This is a genomic window from Paenibacillus sp. SAFN-117 (assembly GCF_051966115.1).
GTDB lineage: Bacteria > Bacillota > Bacilli > Paenibacillales > NBRC-103111 > Paenibacillus_L > Paenibacillus_L residui.
This window is the reverse complement of record NZ_JBQCLK010000057.1, coordinates 1-14,918: the sequence shown is the minus strand read 5'-3', so window position 1 is coordinate 14,918 and position 14,918 is coordinate 1. Positions and strand designations below refer to the sequence as shown.

The window sequence follows — 14,918 nt, the reverse complement described above, 5'->3', positions numbered from 1 at the left end:
TAACTGTAGTTTATCCAGTTAGTTTGATCATTTTCGCCCATTCGCTTGAATCTACCTGTACAAAATCCAGTTAGACGCGCCATTCTGCGAGTAGACTGCTTATACGGCACCAGCAGAAAATATAAATAGGCGGATTTTCCATTTAGTTTCCATCATTCGCTTCAGAGAGTACAAACTAACTGTATGAAATCCAGTTAGAGCGCCATTCTGCGAGAGACTGCTTGTACGACACCAGCACATGGCCCATGCAGCGACTGCTCGATTGATCATACTCTCCCGGAAAACAACCGCATCTAACTACGGATGAACCGCCGACTTGGGCGCCGTCTCCTAAAGTGTAAGCCGATAGGTCCCCGTTACCGGCAGATGATCGGAGACGACGCGGCTGATTCTCTCGGCACCGATGAGCGTTATCTGCGCGGAAGAGAACACGTAATCAATCCGCTTGGTAAGCCGGTAGCCGGACGGGTCCTCTCCGGACAGATCCTTCTCCAGCAAGGTAGGCTCGTCTTGGAGGCCGAACGGTTCAAAAGCATCCTGAAACACTTCTTTCAATTTCAGAATTTCCGGGCTGGATGGCTCGGCATTGAAGTCTCCCGTCAACAAGACCGGCTCGGGACTTTGGCCATATTTCCGGATAATCCAGTCTACCTGGGCTTTGCGTTCCTGTTCACCTAGCCCCAGATGGGTATTTAAGAACAAGACGGGCCGGCCGTCCACATCCAGAATGGTCTCCAGCAGCCCTCTCGGCTCATTATGGTGTCCTTCGCTTGTCTCCCCGGGAAGCGGGTAATTATACTGCCGAACGATAGGAAACCGGCTTAAGATCAAGGTGCCGTACTCCCGGTCCGGTTCATCTGCCGATGAAGATTCCAGCCTAAGATTGGGGCCATAGGCATAATTCATGTTCAAAGCTTCAGCCAGAAGCCGGCCTTGATCTTCATACCCGCTTCGTTCGGAGAAATGCTTGTCTACTTCCTGCATTCCCACCACATCGGCCCCGCTATCGCGGATGACCTCCGCTATGCGCCCCAAGTCCAGCCGGCCGTCCAGCAGCCCTTCCCCATGATAAATATTGAAAGACATCACTTTGATGACTGCGAAATTGTGAACCCCGCCCATACTGCCACCTCTCCATACTTATAATCTTGCTCGAAATTGAAAATACTTCTTTACTGTCAACAACATACCATATCTGTGGCTTGAAGCGAATTCATTTTATACAAAAAAGGCCACAAAAAAACCTGAGATCCGTACATCCCAGGTTTTATTATTACGGCCGGTTTGTCGATTTGGCCTTATCCGATTTAACCGAGTAATCTTTATGAATGTGATATAATCCGCGGTAATTTTGCTTTAGATGGCGAATCACTTCTTCTCTCTTCCTAAGCTCGGTCTCATTGGCCGGTTTGACGGGCCGCAGCAATTCCATAACCAACATTTCTTCACCTCATCACGAGAATTCACAACAAAATCATTGTATTCATCAATATCTGATTTATGACCGGCTTTTTGGCAGCCGGTACAAAATAGGCGAAGGGCATAAGAGGCATCCTAGTTACATACTGGAAGGTAAAGGGTAATAACCGTTGACTATCTTTTTTTAGGAAGGGGTTCGATATCTTGCTTGGAAACTCCATTCTCTTGACCATCATTATTATCAACATCGTGTACGTATCCTTGTTCACCGTTCGGATTATACTAGTCATGAAATCGAGAAGGCTGCTCGCTTCATTAATCAGCATGCTGGAAGTCTTTATTTATCTGATGGGCTTAAATATTGTCTTAAATAATATCGATCAGCCGCTAAATCTGATTGCCTACTGCGTCGGCTGGGGAAGCGGCGTCTGGCTTGGCATCCGAATTGAGGAGTGGCTGGCGCTCGGTTATTCCACCGTGCAAATTGTAGTCAACTCTGCTGAAACCAGCCTGCCTGCCCGGTTGAGGGATAAAGGGTACGGGGTAACCAGTTGGACCGCTGAAGGAAGGGATGGCCCGCGCCTGGTTATGCAGGTATTGGCCAAACGCAGCAACGAGAAGAAGCTGCTGCAGTATATTCAGGAGTTTGCTCCCAAAGCATTCGTCATTTCTTACGAGCCCCGTTTCTTTCGCGGCGGATTTTGGACCAAGAGGCTCCATGAACGGGAATAATGTCACTCATTTTTTCCATTTTTCTGTTTCAAAAGGGTAAAAAATGGGTAATTGGCTTAGTCGGTAAAAACTAAATAGATGGGGTGGTTACGAAGAATGATTCGATTTGAAGGAGTAAACAAGACGTATGAGGACGGATTTGTCGCCATTAAAAACCTCAATTTGGAATTCAGTGAAGGCGGCATCAACGTGCTGATCGGCCCTAGCGGATGCGGGAAAACGACGACCATGAAGCTGATCAACCGGCTGATCCATCCGAGCAAAGGAAAGGTCTATGTTCACGGCAAGGATATTTCCAAGATCGATCCGGTAGAGCTGCGCCGAAGCATCGGTTATGTCATTCAGAATATCGGGTTGTTCCCCCATATGACCATTGCCCGGAATGTGGCTGTCGTTCCCCGCCTGCTCAAATGGGATAAAGAACGTATCGACCGCCGGGTGGATGAGCTGTTAACCATGGTTAACCTCGATCCGGACACTTACCGGAACCGATACCCGTCCGAATTGAGCGGAGGACAACAGCAGCGGATCGGAGTTATACGCGCATTGGCTGCCGAGCCCAGCATCATTCTGATGGATGAACCCTTCAGCGCTCTGGACCCGATCAGCCGGGAACAGCTTCAGGATGAATTGATCCGGCTGCAGCAGGAATTGAAGAAAACGATCGTTTTCGTTACCCATGATATGGATGAAGCCATCAAAATCGCCGACAACATTGTGCTGATGAAGGACGGAGAAATAGTGCAGCAGGGAAGCCCGGAGCAGATTTTGCGGCATCCGGCTAACGATTTTGTCAAGAGCTTCGTTGGGAAAAAGCGCCTTCAGAACGGCGGCGAGCATCCTGAAGAGCTTCCTACGGTGGATGAAGTCATGGCAGAGCAGCCCGTGACCGCTTTCCCGTCCCGCGGATTGGCGGAAGCGATCAAAATTATGGAAAGAAGACGGGTCGACTCCCTCATTGTAGTAGACAAAAACAACAAACTTCTCGGCCACGCCTCCATCTTTCAGGTTCTGGACAGGTTCAGAGAAGAGAATATGACATTGGCCGACGTCATGAAGCCGTTCGAGCACGTTGTCCCGACCGGTACTTCCCTGGCTGTTGCTCTTAATCTGATGAACGAACATCATCTGCCCTACGTTCCGGTCGTTCGTGACGGCCATCAATTCGCCGGCTTGATAACGAAAGGAAGCATCGTTCGGCACATCGCCGACGTGTATACTCCGACTGACGGACAGGAGGGCGCTACGGGATGAACCAAACGATTTGGGAATTTCTAATGGATCGTCTCCCCGATATTGGGAAAGCGTTTCAGGAACATTTAATGATCGCTTCCGCCGCTATGCTGTTTGGCTGCCTTGTCGCTATTCCCGTAGGGGTGTGGCTGTCCGCCAACCGGGTTCAATGGATTAACTCGGTTATTTTCACTATTGCTAATGTCCTTCAAACGATCCCCAGCCTGGCTCTTCTCGCTCTACTCATTCCATTGTTCGGCATCGGTACCCAACCAGCCATCATCGCCCTGTTTCTATATTCGCTTATGCCTCTAATGAGAAACACCTATTCGGGATTTCAGGCTGTCGATCGGAACCTACTGGAGGCCGCTCGCGGAATGGGCTACAGTGCGGGACAGAGATTGCTGCGAATCCAGCTGCCTCTCTCCTTCCCTTATATCATGACGGGAATCCGGATCACGGCCGTCTATATTATTAATTGGACCACTCTGGCCGCTCTGATTGGCGCCGGCGGGCTCGGTCAACTTATTCTGTCGGGTTTGGCCGTCAACAAGAAGGAATTGATCTTTACCGGTGCGGTTATTGCCGTGCTGCTGGCCCTGCTGATTGACTTTCTGTTCGGGTTGCTGGAGAAGTCAGTGTCAAGCCGCATGAAGGTTCAAGCTTCGACGGATCCAAGCTGAGAAGGTCAAACTTTCTCTTAGAACCAAGACCAATAAGGCGGGACCGTAAACCATTACAGACGGGGGTATTCTATGAAAGTTTATATAACTAAGGCAGTCGGAATCCTGCTGCTGGCCGCCGTCATGGCGGGAATGACCGGCTGTGGAAGTAAAAACCAATTGGTCATCGGCGCGCAAACCTATACCGAGACGAAAATTATTGCTGCCATGTACCAAATCCTGATTGAGGAGCAAACGGACTTGAAGGTTAGAACGATGCCGGACTTGGCTTCCAGCCCGGTAATCATCAACGCCATGAAGAAGAATGACATTCAAATGGCTACGCTATATTCCGGGGAAATCTTTAACAATCACTTTCCCGTTGAGGAAAGCAAGGGCCGGGAGGATGTGCTGCGGCAAGCCCAGGAGGGGTTTGACAAATATTTTAATTTCAAATGGTTCGATCCTTATGGCTTTGAGAACACTTATGCCTTCACCGTTCGTCAAGCGGAAGCCGAGAACAATCATTTGCAGCAAATTTCCGATCTTAAAGATCTGGCCTCCACAATGCGGCTGGGCGTCGATACTTCCTGGCTGGAGCGGAATGACGACGGTTATAAGGCCTTCTCGGAAACATACGGGCTCCAATTCGGGGAGCTGTTCCCTATGGAGATCGGGCTTGTATACGAGGCCGTTGCTAATGACGAGGTCGATATTGTGCTGGCCTACTCTACCGATCCCCGGTTGAAAGAATTTAATTTGACTACGTTAAAAGATGATAAACAATTCTTCCCTCCTTACGATGCTTCTCCTGTGATCCGAAAAGAAGTTCTTGAACAGCATCCGGAATTGAATGATATCATCGGGCAGCTCGTCGGCAAGATCGATGAGGATACGATGACCTCATTGAATTACGAAGTGGATATTAATAAACGCAGTGAGAAAGCGGTCGCCCGCGAATTTCTAAATAAATTGGGCTTGCTCAAGTAACCTCATTTAAGAAGTCTAGGGGGAATGTTTATGGATAGATTTATGGAGTATATAAGCGAAAACTGGATGGATTTATTATATTTGACTTATGACCATATCATGATGGTGGTTCTTGGGGTTCTCTTTGCACTGATCGTAGGCATTCCTCTCGGAATCGTCTGTTCCCTGGACCGCAGGCTGGCTGCCGTCATTCTCACCATTGCCAACGTCATCCAGGTCATTCCCAGTCTTGCGCTGCTCGTCATGCTGATGATTTTGTTAGGATTAGGTTCACAGACCGTCATCGTAGGACTGTTCCTCTATTCCCTGCTTCCGATCATCCGCAATACTTATGTCGGATTGAACGAAATTAACTCCAGTGTGACCGAAGCCGGCCGCGGTGTAGGAATGAGTCCCTTGCAAATTCTAATCAAAGTCCAGCTTCCATTGTCTCTTCCGTTTATTATGACCGGAATTCGGGTCGCGGCCGTCATCGCCATCGGTGTCGCGGCAGTGGCTCCTTTCGTCGGCGGGGACGGACTTGGCCGTGAAATTTATTCCGGCATTAATTACCGCAATGATCTGCGTATATACGGCGGCGCTATCCCGGCGGCTTTGCTGGCTATTGCTGCCGATATTGTTCTCGGCAAACTGCAGAAGAGACTAAAATTTGACAAGTAATATGCCAAGGAGGTCTTCTTGAAACCGGTCCTCCCAAACTGGCATAATAGATTCAGGTTGATTATGCAGCTTGACCTACTCTAATATTGGAGGGTTTCGTATGAAATGTCCCATTTGCAATGATGTTAGGATGCGTGAGGTTGAGAAGGACGGAGTGCTGATTGATGTATGTCCTGATTGCAAAGGAGTATGGCTGGACCGCGGCGAGCTAGAGAAATTGATGAAAGGCGTTCAGGAGCTGCGTGCGGAGTATGATGAGTGGTATGACCGCGAAGAGCCCGACCGGCTCGATGCCAGAGAAACACGGCGGCCGGACAGTTACAGCTACGACGAACGGGACGGAGGCCGTCCATATCGGGATTCCTACCCCTCGAAGGACGAGCGGCACGGTTATCCTCCCAAGCATAAAAGAAAAAAGAAGAAAAATGTTTTTGATATATTCGAAGATTTGTTTGATTAAAAAGGTATGAATGCTGCAGAGAACTTGGAGCCGTCCGGTCAACGACCGGGCGGTTCTTTGATTAGCGGCAAAAGATGGCTATATACTCACTTTTGAGGCTAGTGTTATGATAGAAAAGAGAATATGTCCTCTGCATAAGGGCAAAAAAAGAAGTCGGAAAGCAACGTGAAAAGGAGATGGCATCCATGAGCCGGGCCAAGCTGTTTCTTAGAGCATCAAGATTTCAAGTGATCCCTGTCATGATTCTGCCGGTGATGATTGGCAGCATCGGAGCTTATGCCTGGAATCATGTATTTGATTGGAAATGGTTCGCCGTCACTCTGTTGGGGGCGGTTGCCTTGCACTTATTCTCCAATATGATAAATGATTTGTGGGATTACCGCAGCGGCGCCGATATTGCGGCACATGCGGAGCCCGGAACGATCTCTACCCATTCCGGCATGCTGACGGGCGGCAAGCTGTCGGAATCCAATTTCGCAAGAATGACTTGGGCACTGTTCGGCATCAGTTTACTATGCGGCATTCTGCTGATCTATTTTCGGGGAAGCATGGTTCTGGTGTATGGCGGGATCGGGGCGCTGCTTGCTTACTTCTATGTTGCTCCTCCCATCCGCTACGGATACAGAGGTAAGGGCTTGAGCGAAATTTCGATTTTCGTCAGCTTCGGCATCCTTCCCGTTCTGGGCAGCCATTACGTTCAAGCGCTGCAATTCGATGCCCGCGCCTTACTGGCCTCCTTCCTTATCGGAGGGTTGACGACGTTAATCCTGTTCAATCATCATTTCTTGCATTGGCAAGCCGATAGATTGGCCGGCAAGAACACCCTTGTAGTGGTGCTTGGAGAGAACGGCGCGCAGAAAGTGTCGCTGGCTATCTTTGGCGCAAGCTACGGTTTTCTGCTGCTTGCAGTCGCCCTCGGCGCCCTGCCCGTCTATTCACTGGTCGCCTTGATCACAGCGAACCGGCTGCTCAAGGTCTACAGGCAGCTTCAAGGGAGCAATCCTCCAGCCGCCTATGCTCCGCTTATGAAAGCCTCGCTATCAGCAAGTGTGAACACCGGGCTTATCATAAGCGCTTCATTGTGGCTGCAAGGCTTTTTGCAGTAATGTTCGACATTATTCTATAATACTTGGTAATACTTGACGTTAATCGCGGTCTTTCGCCAATTGTAAATAACCTCACAAACTATCAAAAAAAGACCCCTACCAAAATTCGGGGTCGCCAACAGACACATAATCGGCGCCGCTGTTGAGAGCGGTCTCGATTTCGTCTTTATAACGGATCAATCCTCCGACAATGAGCGGGCGGTTGATCCTTCTTTTCATTTCGTTGATCACCCGGGGCATCAGGCCGGGCATAAGCTCGACCTTATCCGGCTTGCTGGTCGCAATCATTTTGATCGCGGTTTCAAAAGCACCCGAATCTATCGCGAACACCCTCTGAATCGTCTTCAAGCCGGCATATTTAGCGGCGGAGATAGCATTGCTCTTGGTCGATACAATCCCGTCCGCCCGGAAAACCTCAGCCAAATATTGAACCGCCGAAGCATCCCGCCCGATTCCGTCCACCATTTCGATATGCACGTATACTTCCTTATTGGTCGAGTGCAGTTGGAAAATGATTTCCTTCAGACTCATAATATCACCGGACATCAGAATGACCTTCTTGACCCGGCTGTTCTTCACTTCATCCAGCTGCTCTTTCTTCGTCATGGCAGCAATAATAGAATTGTGATCCATATCTCCAACCTGCCTTTTTCTATAGAATAACGGCCAAAGCACTAATAATCCTAGTTTACCATAATTTTCGCCATTTAAGGTCACGGTTTGCTTCCGGCAATTCACAAATCGTATACTATTAAAGTACATAAATATTTCCAGCGTAAAATTTTTTTGAGAGATTTGTATAAGGAAGTGCGCCTTGACAGGACGTGCGAAGTTCCGGTTTCTTGTATGCCCACAGGGTACAAAGCCAACATCGGCACCCGATATATAGATTTGCCGGCTTGGCTGCACAAACATTCCAATACCGAAGCGGAGGCAAAGCATGCTTGAGGTACGACAGTTATCCCATACTTTCCAGAATGGTACCGAACAAACCCCCGTGTTGAAAGAGATCAATTTCCGCGTTGACAAAGGAGAAATGATTTCGCTTCTGGGCAGCTCGGGCTCGGGGAAATCAACGTTGTTAAATCTTATGGCGGGACTGATGAAGCCTACCGAAGGCTCGATCCTTATTTCCGGCCAACCGATAGAGAAGATGAATGAAAACCAGCTGGCCGAGTTTCGCAGAACCCATATCGGATTTATCTTTCAGTCTTATGAGCTAATCCCTCATTTCACCGTCAGGGAAAATGTAGAGCTTCCGTTAGTTTTCCATGGCGTTAAACCGTCTGTGAGGAAGGAAAAATCGATGAAGCTTCTTAGCCAGGTCGGCTTGGCCGACAAAACAGAGCTGTTCCCTTCCCAATTATCCGGAGGGCAGCAGCAGCGAGTGAGCATTGCCCGATCGCTTATTACGGAGCCGGCCATCGTCTTCGCGGATGAACCAACCGGAAATCTGGATTCCAAAACCGAACAAGAAATTATCGATCTTCTGATCGACCTGAATGCTAACTCCGGAATCACTTTCGTCATCGTTACTCACGAACAGGAAGTGGCTATGCAAACAGGGAGAATCATTCATTTGAAAGATGGCGAGTTGACCGAAGATACTCGCGGCAGAGCAATAACCGGCCCTGCTATTCCCGCGGTCTCCGGGAATGAAGCATTTATGAACGAGGAACAAGGGACGTGACATAATCGAATGTATAAATAAAGGACAGGGATATGCATTATGAGATGGACCGACTATTTAAGATTGGGCTGGGATCAGCTAAAACGCCGTTTGGTCGTCACATTGCTGTGCGTGATCGGCATTGCCATCGGCTCTTCCTCGATTATCGTTGCGCTGGCGTTCGGGGAATCAGTGACTCAGTTCAGCGAGCAGCGAATCGGCTTTTACTTGAAAACCGACGAGATTCAAATTTATCCGGGACAAGATTCAAGCGACTCCGCCGAAAATAAGGATTCCCGCTCCACCTCAGGCGCTTACGACATCTCCAAGCAGAAAATTGAGATTATCCGGTCGCTGCCTAATGTGATCAGCATCGCGCCTTTCAACAGGCTTCAATACTTCAACTTCACCGCTGATTCCACGAAGAAGGGCTCTGCCGAGCTGATAGCGACCGATTTGACCGCCATGAAGGACTTTGGCTTCGAGCTGCAGCAGGGGGCCTATCAGGATCTGAATAACGCCATTATCTTGAGTTATGGGGCCACCGTCAATTTATACGACGAAAGAACTGCGGCCATTCGCAGAACGCAGTCTCAGCGCATTTCCTCTTCTCGTGAGGAGGAGCCGTTGATCCCCTACCCTCTGTATCAAAAAACTATTCTGCTGGAATTTGCCGACGTACAGACGGATGGAACCCTGCAAACCGTATCCTTCCCGGTTCGGGTAATCGGAATTCTCAAGAAGCCGGAGGGAATGCCGGATTCTATGGTTCGCTATGATCGGACAGCGTATATTTCGCTTGAGCTTGGAGAGAGAATCCAGGAAGCCATGCAAAAGAGCAGGTCCGCAAACCGGTTCGTAGAGAAAAGCATCAAAGCTAAGGTCGATTCGGTCGAACATGTGCGGCAAACGGAAGAATGGATCCGCAAGCTGAAGCTGAACACGCAATCCAATCTGCAGCGGCAGGAGTCCATGCAGCAGGAATTTGTCATCGTCCGTCTGGTCTTCGGAGGAATCGGACTGTTCATTCTATTCGTGGCGTCCATCTCCATTATCGTGGCCATGACGATGTCCACCTATCAGCGCCGAAGGCAGATCGGCATTATGAAGGTACTGGGGTCGAACTTGAGGCAAATTCGAAATATGTTTATCGTCGAGTCCACTCTGCTCGGCCTGCTGGGAGGAATCGCCGGAATCGTGTTATCGTACTGGGTCATTTGGTTGATCAATATTGTCGTTCAGAAGTTTTCCGAAGGAAGCTCTAGTGAAGAGCTGCTGTTCATCAGCTTCTGGATTCTGCCGGTCGGCCTGTTCTTCGCCGTACTGACAGGGGTGTTATCCGGCATCTTCCCTGCCATCAAGGCCTCCCGAACGGACGCTCTTACGGCCATCAAACGGGAATGAGAAACGCAGAGCTCCTGCTTTGGAATAGTGTCAAGACCATTATCAATGCTTCATCATGTCTAGGAGGTTAAGGTTGATGCGCAAGAAAAAAAGATGGATTCCGGTGCTGCTCATTGCCGGAGTGCTCGGGATTACCGCCTTTCTCTATATACAGAGCCGCCCTGTCAACAATATGGAAGCTTCCGCACCGCAGTCCTACAGTCAGGCCCTTGAATTTGAGGCCAAGCAGGAAGCGCTTGTGCAGACAATCGAAGTCAAGGGGAAATCGTCTTACATCCGCGAGACGGCCGTCTACGCCCCTTTCGCCGGGACGATTCAATCTTGGGCGGTGAAGGAAGGCGAGCAAATCAGCGAGGGAGCTCTTCTGTTCGAGATGGAAACGGACGACCTGCGTAAGCAGTTGGCGGTCAAACAGGCCAATGTGGATAAAATGCAAACCGAGCAAAAAATTCAGCAGGCCGTTCAATCCCTTGCTCCCGATTCATCAAGGACTACTGCCGCTTCCGTTGGGGAACAAGAAGCTTTCGCACGCTATACGGATAAAGAAACAGACAAGCTGCAGCAGAAGCTCGATTCAATCAACCTTGCCATGCTGCAGAATGAAATCAAGGAGACCCAGGAGCTGATCTCGGAAGCCCGATATTTGGCCAAAGCCGACGGGATATTTCTGTTCGATGAGAAGAAAGAGCCCAAGAGGGTGGGCGAACAGGAGCTGCTCGGCAAAATCGTCGATTTAACACAGTTAAAAATGGTCGCTACCGTGGGAGAGTACGAAGTTTTCCAGATTAAAGAGGGGCTGCCTGTTGACGTTCGAATCGATGCGCTTCCCAATGACAAGCTCAAAGGGAAGGTTACCGAAGTATCCAAATTTGCCAAAAGCGGAAACGACGGAGTATCGAAGTTCGAAGTAACGGTCGAGCTTGAGCCTCATGACCGGCTGATTGCCGGTCTCGGTCTGACGGGGACGATCATCGTCGACCAGAAGGATAATGCTCTGGTCGTTCCGACGATTACGGTCCAGAGAGACGGAGATGATTATTTCGTCTATGTCCTTAACGGGACGGAGCCGGAGAAGAGAATCGTCCAAATCGGCATCGAAACAGCCGAGCAAACGGAAATTATTGAAGGATTGCAAGAAGGTGACAAGGTCGTGCTCCAATAAGGATCACGACCTTGTCGTCGTTCATTCGGTTCCCGGACGTCCGTCCAACGTATGAAAATGCTCGAATCTGACAAGCACGCGGTTCGGGCAACAACACGCTGTTGGCACAGCACCAGCACCTTAAAGACAGTCAAAAGTGCATGTCTATCCGCACCAAATTCCGAAAATCAGCCGAATTGAAAAATTTACCTGCACTTATGTTGATCTTTTGCCGATTCTCGCCTTAGCCTTCCAAAAGACCTGCATTATTGCTGTAGAATTGCAGGCCTTTTGCTTTTTAACAGCGCAGCCTTGCTCCACCGGCCAATTTTAGTGAATGCTCTACGCTCAATGTGTCCCCTCCCTGCGTGCTGTGACACAGGGACAACAGACAACACTGTAGCCCATCGCTTCCTTATCCCGCTCCCATTCCCGATGACCTTTCCTGACGGGATGGCAGGCAGAACGTATGTATTGCCTCTACAACACCGTCCCCGTAGCTATCCAGACATACATAATCCGCCTTTTCCTTTAATAACGGATGACTGTTAGCCACAGCGACGCCGACTCCCGCGGTCTCGATCATGTCCAGATCGTTGAGCTGGTTGCCGATAGCCATAACCTGGGACGGTTTCAGGTGAAGTCTGTTCATCAGCTTCTTAAGAGCCTGGCCTTTGCTCTGGTTTTCCGGGATGATCTCCAGAAAGTCGATTTCAGACTGGAAGACAGAATACTGATTTCCAAGCTTTCGTAAATAAGCATCCCATATCGGCTGTATTTTCTGGAAATCGCCGATCCACAACACCTTTTGCAATGTGGCCGACTTCCATTCCTCCGTCGTAAAATCAATCAGGCGGCAGGATATGCCTTCTTTATGCTCAAATCTATCCACATCCTCGGTTCTTCGGAATACGGAAATCTGATTCTCTTCGAACAGCAGTACCGAGATTCCTTCCCGGTCCGCCTCTTCCATCGCCGGAATCAAATCATCTAGCTTCATAGGCACCATTTCCAACGTCCGCTCGCGGTCGGCGATCACCGATCCGTTACAGAGAATAAAAGGCAGATCGATATCCAACGCCTCGACCACCGTCCGTACCGTCAGGCCGGGCCTTCCGGTAGCGAACGTAAACATCCCTCCTGCCTCCGTGAAGCGGCGGACCGCCATGCGGACCTTCTCGGTTAATTGGTGATCGGCGGACAGCAAAGTCCCGTCCAAATCACTGACTATCAATTTGATTTCACCCATGTCCATTCTCTCCCTTGTTCTTTATCTATTGCCGGCAGCCAGTTCCTGGGGAAACAAATAGTACAGGTGTATGACCCCAATGCGATTACTTTTTTTGCTCTCTGCCCAAACCACGGAAGGCTTATCATCATGCCAACCCGAATTTCGGCATAAAAAACCGCAAGCAACAGCGGTTCCCTATCCCAATCAAGGAAACTGGCGTGCCTGCGGGTTTTCTCATCATCTCCACCCACATAAATGGATTATCCTGCTTTATTAATTCCCTTGCCCTTCTGAAATGCAGCCCGGCCTTTGCCCGACTTGCCGCTGCCGGAAATATGACCTGAATCTACGGCCAGAACGGTTTCCAAGCGTGTCAATTCGTCCAATGCATCCACCAGCTTATCCGCACTGAGAAGCTGCAGCGTCAACCGAATCTTGATGATGTTCTCATCCTCGCTAAACATAAGCCCCTGCTCATGCTCCATATGGATATTCTTGATCTGAATGGAATGATTGCCTAAGAGGGTCGCTATATTTCCAAGGCTTCCCGGCCGGTCAACAATTCTCAGGGTGATTTCCTGAGTCCGACGATGCCACATCATATGCTTCTCCCACTTGTTCAGGAGAAACAGACTGATCAGTACGAGACCGGTGACCAGTATGGCAGCATAATAAAAGCCGGCCCCTACGGACAATCCGATCGCGGCCACTACCCAGATGGACGCCGCTGTCGTTAACCCCGACACGGTAGGGCCTGTGCGCAGGATAGCTCCTGCTCCCAAGAAACCGATCCCGCTGATGACCTGCGCAGCCAGCCGCGCCGGGTCGGTACGAACGTTAGCCTCGTAAACAAATGCGGAGAATCCGTAAATGGACAGCAGCATAATCGAGGCCGACCCGACACATACCAGGATATGTGTGCGAAAACCTGCCGCGTGGTTGTTCCACTCTCTCTCCAATCCGATAAGCCCCCCCAGAAGAAGAGCGAGAATGATTCTTATCGTTAAATCAAAATTGCTGATCTGCCAGAGTTCTGGATTGATACTCATAAGCTTGCTCCTTCCCGTCAATAAACAATATGCCAAAAAGACGATGAGCCGACCACCAGAAACCACACCTATCCCAAGGCATTAATGGTTTCCGGGGTTCTCTCATCGTCTCTACCCAAACGGAATCACAGTATATCTATTATGCTTGCACTCTTGGCAAAATGTCAATGGTTTTTCGAGCATATAACCGCTCGATGTCCACAAATAGTTTAATAAACAAAAAAAGGCCGCCATTTATTGTGATAAAAGGCAGCCCCTTAATACTAAATACCTCCAGTCGTTGAACCACTTACCGGAACATCTATTACTTTTCCGATCCCTTCAATAATAATATTTAAGCTTAGGGTCCCATTTGCTGTCGACTTATATGTTGTAGCAGAAGTTTTTATTGAAGTAACATTTCCTTGTTACCAAGAAACCCCAAGAGTAAAACCATGCAACTGGGTGTTAGCCGACAAAGAAGTAATTTCTCGGTCTTGTGGATATTTTCCAACATCATAAGTGATCGTAGCATATAATTTAACCCAGTAGGTGTAAAAATCCCCTATTGTATAGTCGTGTGTTACAACGTTGCTCCCAGCAATAGAGAAATCGGCCTGGGTATCATACGGATTTGCTGTACCTAATTGTTCACTAATCTGATTCTTAGAAGATAATACTAGTGCAGCTAATTCATCAACATTATTTACCTTAATGCCTTCAAAACCATCCGGGTAGTCTTCAGGATCAATAGTTCTAATTGTAATATCAGCAGAAGCTAGCAATTCGTCAATACTATTGAAAGAACCCTTATAATTGTCAATTACAGATTGTGGTAAAAGGTCTTTTACATCAACTACATTATTTTTGTTGTCTCTGATGCCAGGGCCGAAGAAGCAAAGGAAAGAAATGCAATTAAACCTACCATTAAACATCGCAAAATTACTGAAGGCTTAATCATTTAATGAAATCCTTTCTTCTGATTATTATGATGGCTGCGCAACCATTCATTGTTACAAATATTACCATATATAGACTTTAGTTTACATGGGTCTTAAGTGCGTAATTTGGAAAAATAGGGTATTTTTTAGGAATGTTAATGATATTATTCTGGACAGTCAAAAGTTCTACAGCATTAAGAAGCGAGCGAATCGGCGTCAATATCAGTCGTTTCCTGCTTGGA

Annotated in this window: 16 protein-coding genes; 10 read left to right on the top strand and 6 right to left on the bottom strand. The window is 48.7% G+C overall.

The annotated features are described in order from the left end of the window. Nucleotides 1–330: 330 nt before the first annotated feature. Together ACTHRH_RS24865 and ACTHRH_RS24860 are read right to left on the bottom strand one after the other, a co-directional pair. Nucleotides 331–1,122, bottom strand: a complete 792-nt coding sequence (locus ACTHRH_RS24865) for an endonuclease/exonuclease/phosphatase family protein (protein ID WP_440418124.1) — start codon at nucleotides 1,120–1,122, stop codon at nucleotides 331–333. Nucleotides 1,123–1,273: 151 nt separating this feature from the next. Beyond that, on the bottom strand, nucleotides 1,274–1,441 hold the full coding sequence (locus ACTHRH_RS24860) for a hypothetical protein (protein ID WP_186328491.1): 168 nt from the start codon (nucleotides 1,439–1,441) through the stop codon (nucleotides 1,274–1,276). A gap of 182 nt (nucleotides 1,442–1,623) precedes the next feature. Here ACTHRH_RS24860 and ACTHRH_RS24855 point away from each other — a divergent pair, with 182 nt between their 5' ends. The 7 genes from ACTHRH_RS24855 to ACTHRH_RS24825 all read left to right on the top strand — a co-directional run bounded on the left by ACTHRH_RS24855 (nucleotide 1,624) and on the right by ACTHRH_RS24825 (nucleotide 7,262). Next, nucleotides 1,624–2,151 (top strand): DUF2179 domain-containing protein, encoded by a 528-nt coding sequence (locus ACTHRH_RS24855; protein WP_144941204.1) that lies wholly within the window; start codon nucleotides 1,624–1,626, stop codon nucleotides 2,149–2,151. A 96-nt stretch (nucleotides 2,152–2,247) separates the two neighbouring features. Further along, nucleotides 2,248–3,405 carry an ABC transporter ATP-binding protein gene (locus ACTHRH_RS24850; protein WP_144941202.1) on the top strand — a complete coding sequence of 386 codons (1,158 nt, stop codon included), beginning with the start codon at nucleotides 2,248–2,250 and terminating at the stop codon, nucleotides 3,403–3,405. Continuing rightward, nucleotides 3,402–4,067 (top strand): ABC transporter permease, encoded by a 666-nt coding sequence (locus ACTHRH_RS24845; RefSeq protein ID WP_144941200.1) that lies wholly within the window; start codon nucleotides 3,402–3,404, stop codon nucleotides 4,065–4,067. Before ACTHRH_RS24850 ends, ACTHRH_RS24845 begins: the two co-directional genes overlap by 4 nt. Before the next feature lie 72 nt (nucleotides 4,068–4,139). Next, nucleotides 4,140–5,036: a glycine betaine ABC transporter substrate-binding protein gene (locus ACTHRH_RS24840; protein ID WP_440418121.1), complete on the top strand. Its 897-nt coding sequence runs from the start codon at nucleotides 4,140–4,142 to the stop codon at nucleotides 5,034–5,036. Nucleotides 5,037–5,066: 30 nt separating this feature from the next. Beyond that, the gene (locus tag ACTHRH_RS24835) at nucleotides 5,067–5,696 is read left to right on the top strand and encodes an ABC transporter permease (RefSeq protein WP_379286104.1); all 630 of its coding nucleotides are present in this window, start codon (nucleotides 5,067–5,069) and stop codon (nucleotides 5,694–5,696) included. A 100-nt stretch (nucleotides 5,697–5,796) separates the two neighbouring features. After that, nucleotides 5,797–6,156: a zf-TFIIB domain-containing protein gene (locus ACTHRH_RS24830; RefSeq protein ID WP_379286106.1), complete on the top strand. Its 360-nt coding sequence runs from the start codon at nucleotides 5,797–5,799 to the stop codon at nucleotides 6,154–6,156. 185 nt (nucleotides 6,157–6,341) lie between these two features. Next, nucleotides 6,342–7,262 (top strand): prenyltransferase, encoded by a 921-nt coding sequence (locus ACTHRH_RS24825; RefSeq protein WP_440418119.1) that lies wholly within the window; start codon nucleotides 6,342–6,344, stop codon nucleotides 7,260–7,262. 96 nt (nucleotides 7,263–7,358) lie between these two features. On the opposite strand, the gene ACTHRH_RS24820 is transcribed toward ACTHRH_RS24825, so the two are convergent. Next, nucleotides 7,359–7,895 (bottom strand): glycerol-3-phosphate responsive antiterminator, encoded by a 537-nt coding sequence (locus ACTHRH_RS24820; RefSeq protein WP_144941193.1) that lies wholly within the window; start codon nucleotides 7,893–7,895, stop codon nucleotides 7,359–7,361. A gap of 307 nt (nucleotides 7,896–8,202) precedes the next feature. On the opposite strand from ACTHRH_RS24820, the gene ACTHRH_RS24815 reads away from it, so the two are divergent. The 3 genes from ACTHRH_RS24815 (at nucleotide 8,203) to ACTHRH_RS24805 (ending at nucleotide 11,497) form a co-directional block, all read left to right on the top strand. Next, on the top strand, nucleotides 8,203–8,952 hold the full coding sequence (locus ACTHRH_RS24815; RefSeq protein WP_379286111.1) for an ABC transporter ATP-binding protein: 750 nt from the start codon (nucleotides 8,203–8,205) through the stop codon (nucleotides 8,950–8,952). A gap of 39 nt (nucleotides 8,953–8,991) precedes the next feature. Then, entirely contained in the window at nucleotides 8,992–10,335 is a 1,344-nt protein-coding gene (locus ACTHRH_RS24810; protein WP_379286113.1) for an ABC transporter permease, read from the top strand. A 76-nt stretch (nucleotides 10,336–10,411) separates the two neighbouring features. Next, the gene (locus tag ACTHRH_RS24805) at nucleotides 10,412–11,497 is read left to right on the top strand and encodes an efflux RND transporter periplasmic adaptor subunit (protein WP_440418116.1); all 1,086 of its coding nucleotides are present in this window, start codon (nucleotides 10,412–10,414) and stop codon (nucleotides 11,495–11,497) included. Between the two features lie 394 nt (nucleotides 11,498–11,891). On the opposite strand, the gene ACTHRH_RS24800 is transcribed toward ACTHRH_RS24805, so the two are convergent. From ACTHRH_RS24800 to ACTHRH_RS24790, 3 genes are all read right to left on the bottom strand, one after another. After that, the gene (locus ACTHRH_RS24800) at nucleotides 11,892–12,725 is read right to left on the bottom strand and encodes an HAD family hydrolase (protein WP_144941185.1); all 834 of its coding nucleotides are present in this window, start codon (nucleotides 12,723–12,725) and stop codon (nucleotides 11,892–11,894) included. Nucleotides 12,726–12,967: 242 nt separating this feature from the next. Then, complete coding sequence (locus ACTHRH_RS24795; protein ID WP_144941183.1) at nucleotides 12,968–13,756, bottom strand: MgtC/SapB family protein; 789 nt, start codon at nucleotides 13,754–13,756, stop codon at nucleotides 12,968–12,970. 407 nt (nucleotides 13,757–14,163) lie between these two features. Then, entirely contained in the window at nucleotides 14,164–14,670 is a 507-nt protein-coding gene (locus tag ACTHRH_RS24790; protein ID WP_144941179.1) for a hypothetical protein, read from the bottom strand. Nucleotides 14,671–14,918 lie beyond the last annotated feature (248 nt).

What these genes read in the sequence shown, in the direction of transcription:
- ACTHRH_RS24865 (WP_440418124.1), bottom strand. Translation starts at nt 1,122, where the DNA reads ATGGGCGGGGTTCACAATTTCGCAGTCATCAAAGTGATGTCTTTCAAT.
- ACTHRH_RS24860 (WP_186328491.1), bottom strand. Translation starts at nt 1,441, where the DNA reads ATGTTGGTTATGGAATTGCTGCGGCCCGTCAAACCGGCCAATGAGACC.
- ACTHRH_RS24850 (WP_144941202.1), top strand. Translation starts at nt 2,248, where the DNA reads ATGATTCGATTTGAAGGAGTAAACAAGACGTATGAGGACGGATTTGTC.
- ACTHRH_RS24845 (WP_144941200.1), top strand. Translation starts at nt 3,402, where the DNA reads ATGAACCAAACGATTTGGGAATTTCTAATGGATCGTCTCCCCGATATT.
- ACTHRH_RS24840 (WP_440418121.1), top strand. Translation starts at nt 4,140, where the DNA reads ATGAAAGTTTATATAACTAAGGCAGTCGGAATCCTGCTGCTGGCCGCC.
- ACTHRH_RS24835 (WP_379286104.1), top strand. Translation starts at nt 5,067, where the DNA reads ATGGATAGATTTATGGAGTATATAAGCGAAAACTGGATGGATTTATTA.
- ACTHRH_RS24830 (WP_379286106.1), top strand. Translation starts at nt 5,797, where the DNA reads ATGAAATGTCCCATTTGCAATGATGTTAGGATGCGTGAGGTTGAGAAG.
- ACTHRH_RS24825 (WP_440418119.1), top strand. Translation starts at nt 6,342, where the DNA reads ATGAGCCGGGCCAAGCTGTTTCTTAGAGCATCAAGATTTCAAGTGATC.
- ACTHRH_RS24820 (WP_144941193.1), bottom strand. Translation starts at nt 7,895, where the DNA reads ATGGATCACAATTCTATTATTGCTGCCATGACGAAGAAAGAGCAGCTG.
- ACTHRH_RS24815 (WP_379286111.1), top strand. Translation starts at nt 8,203, where the DNA reads ATGCTTGAGGTACGACAGTTATCCCATACTTTCCAGAATGGTACCGAA.
- ACTHRH_RS24810 (WP_379286113.1), top strand. Translation starts at nt 8,992, where the DNA reads ATGAGATGGACCGACTATTTAAGATTGGGCTGGGATCAGCTAAAACGC.
- ACTHRH_RS24805 (WP_440418116.1), top strand. Translation starts at nt 10,412, where the DNA reads ATGCGCAAGAAAAAAAGATGGATTCCGGTGCTGCTCATTGCCGGAGTG.
- ACTHRH_RS24800 (WP_144941185.1), bottom strand. Translation starts at nt 12,725, where the DNA reads ATGGGTGAAATCAAATTGATAGTCAGTGATTTGGACGGGACTTTGCTG.
- ACTHRH_RS24795 (WP_144941183.1), bottom strand. Translation starts at nt 13,756, where the DNA reads ATGAGTATCAATCCAGAACTCTGGCAGATCAGCAATTTTGATTTAACG.
- ACTHRH_RS24790 (WP_144941179.1), bottom strand. Translation starts at nt 14,670, where the DNA reads ATGTTTAATGGTAGGTTTAATTGCATTTCTTTCCTTTGCTTCTTCGGC.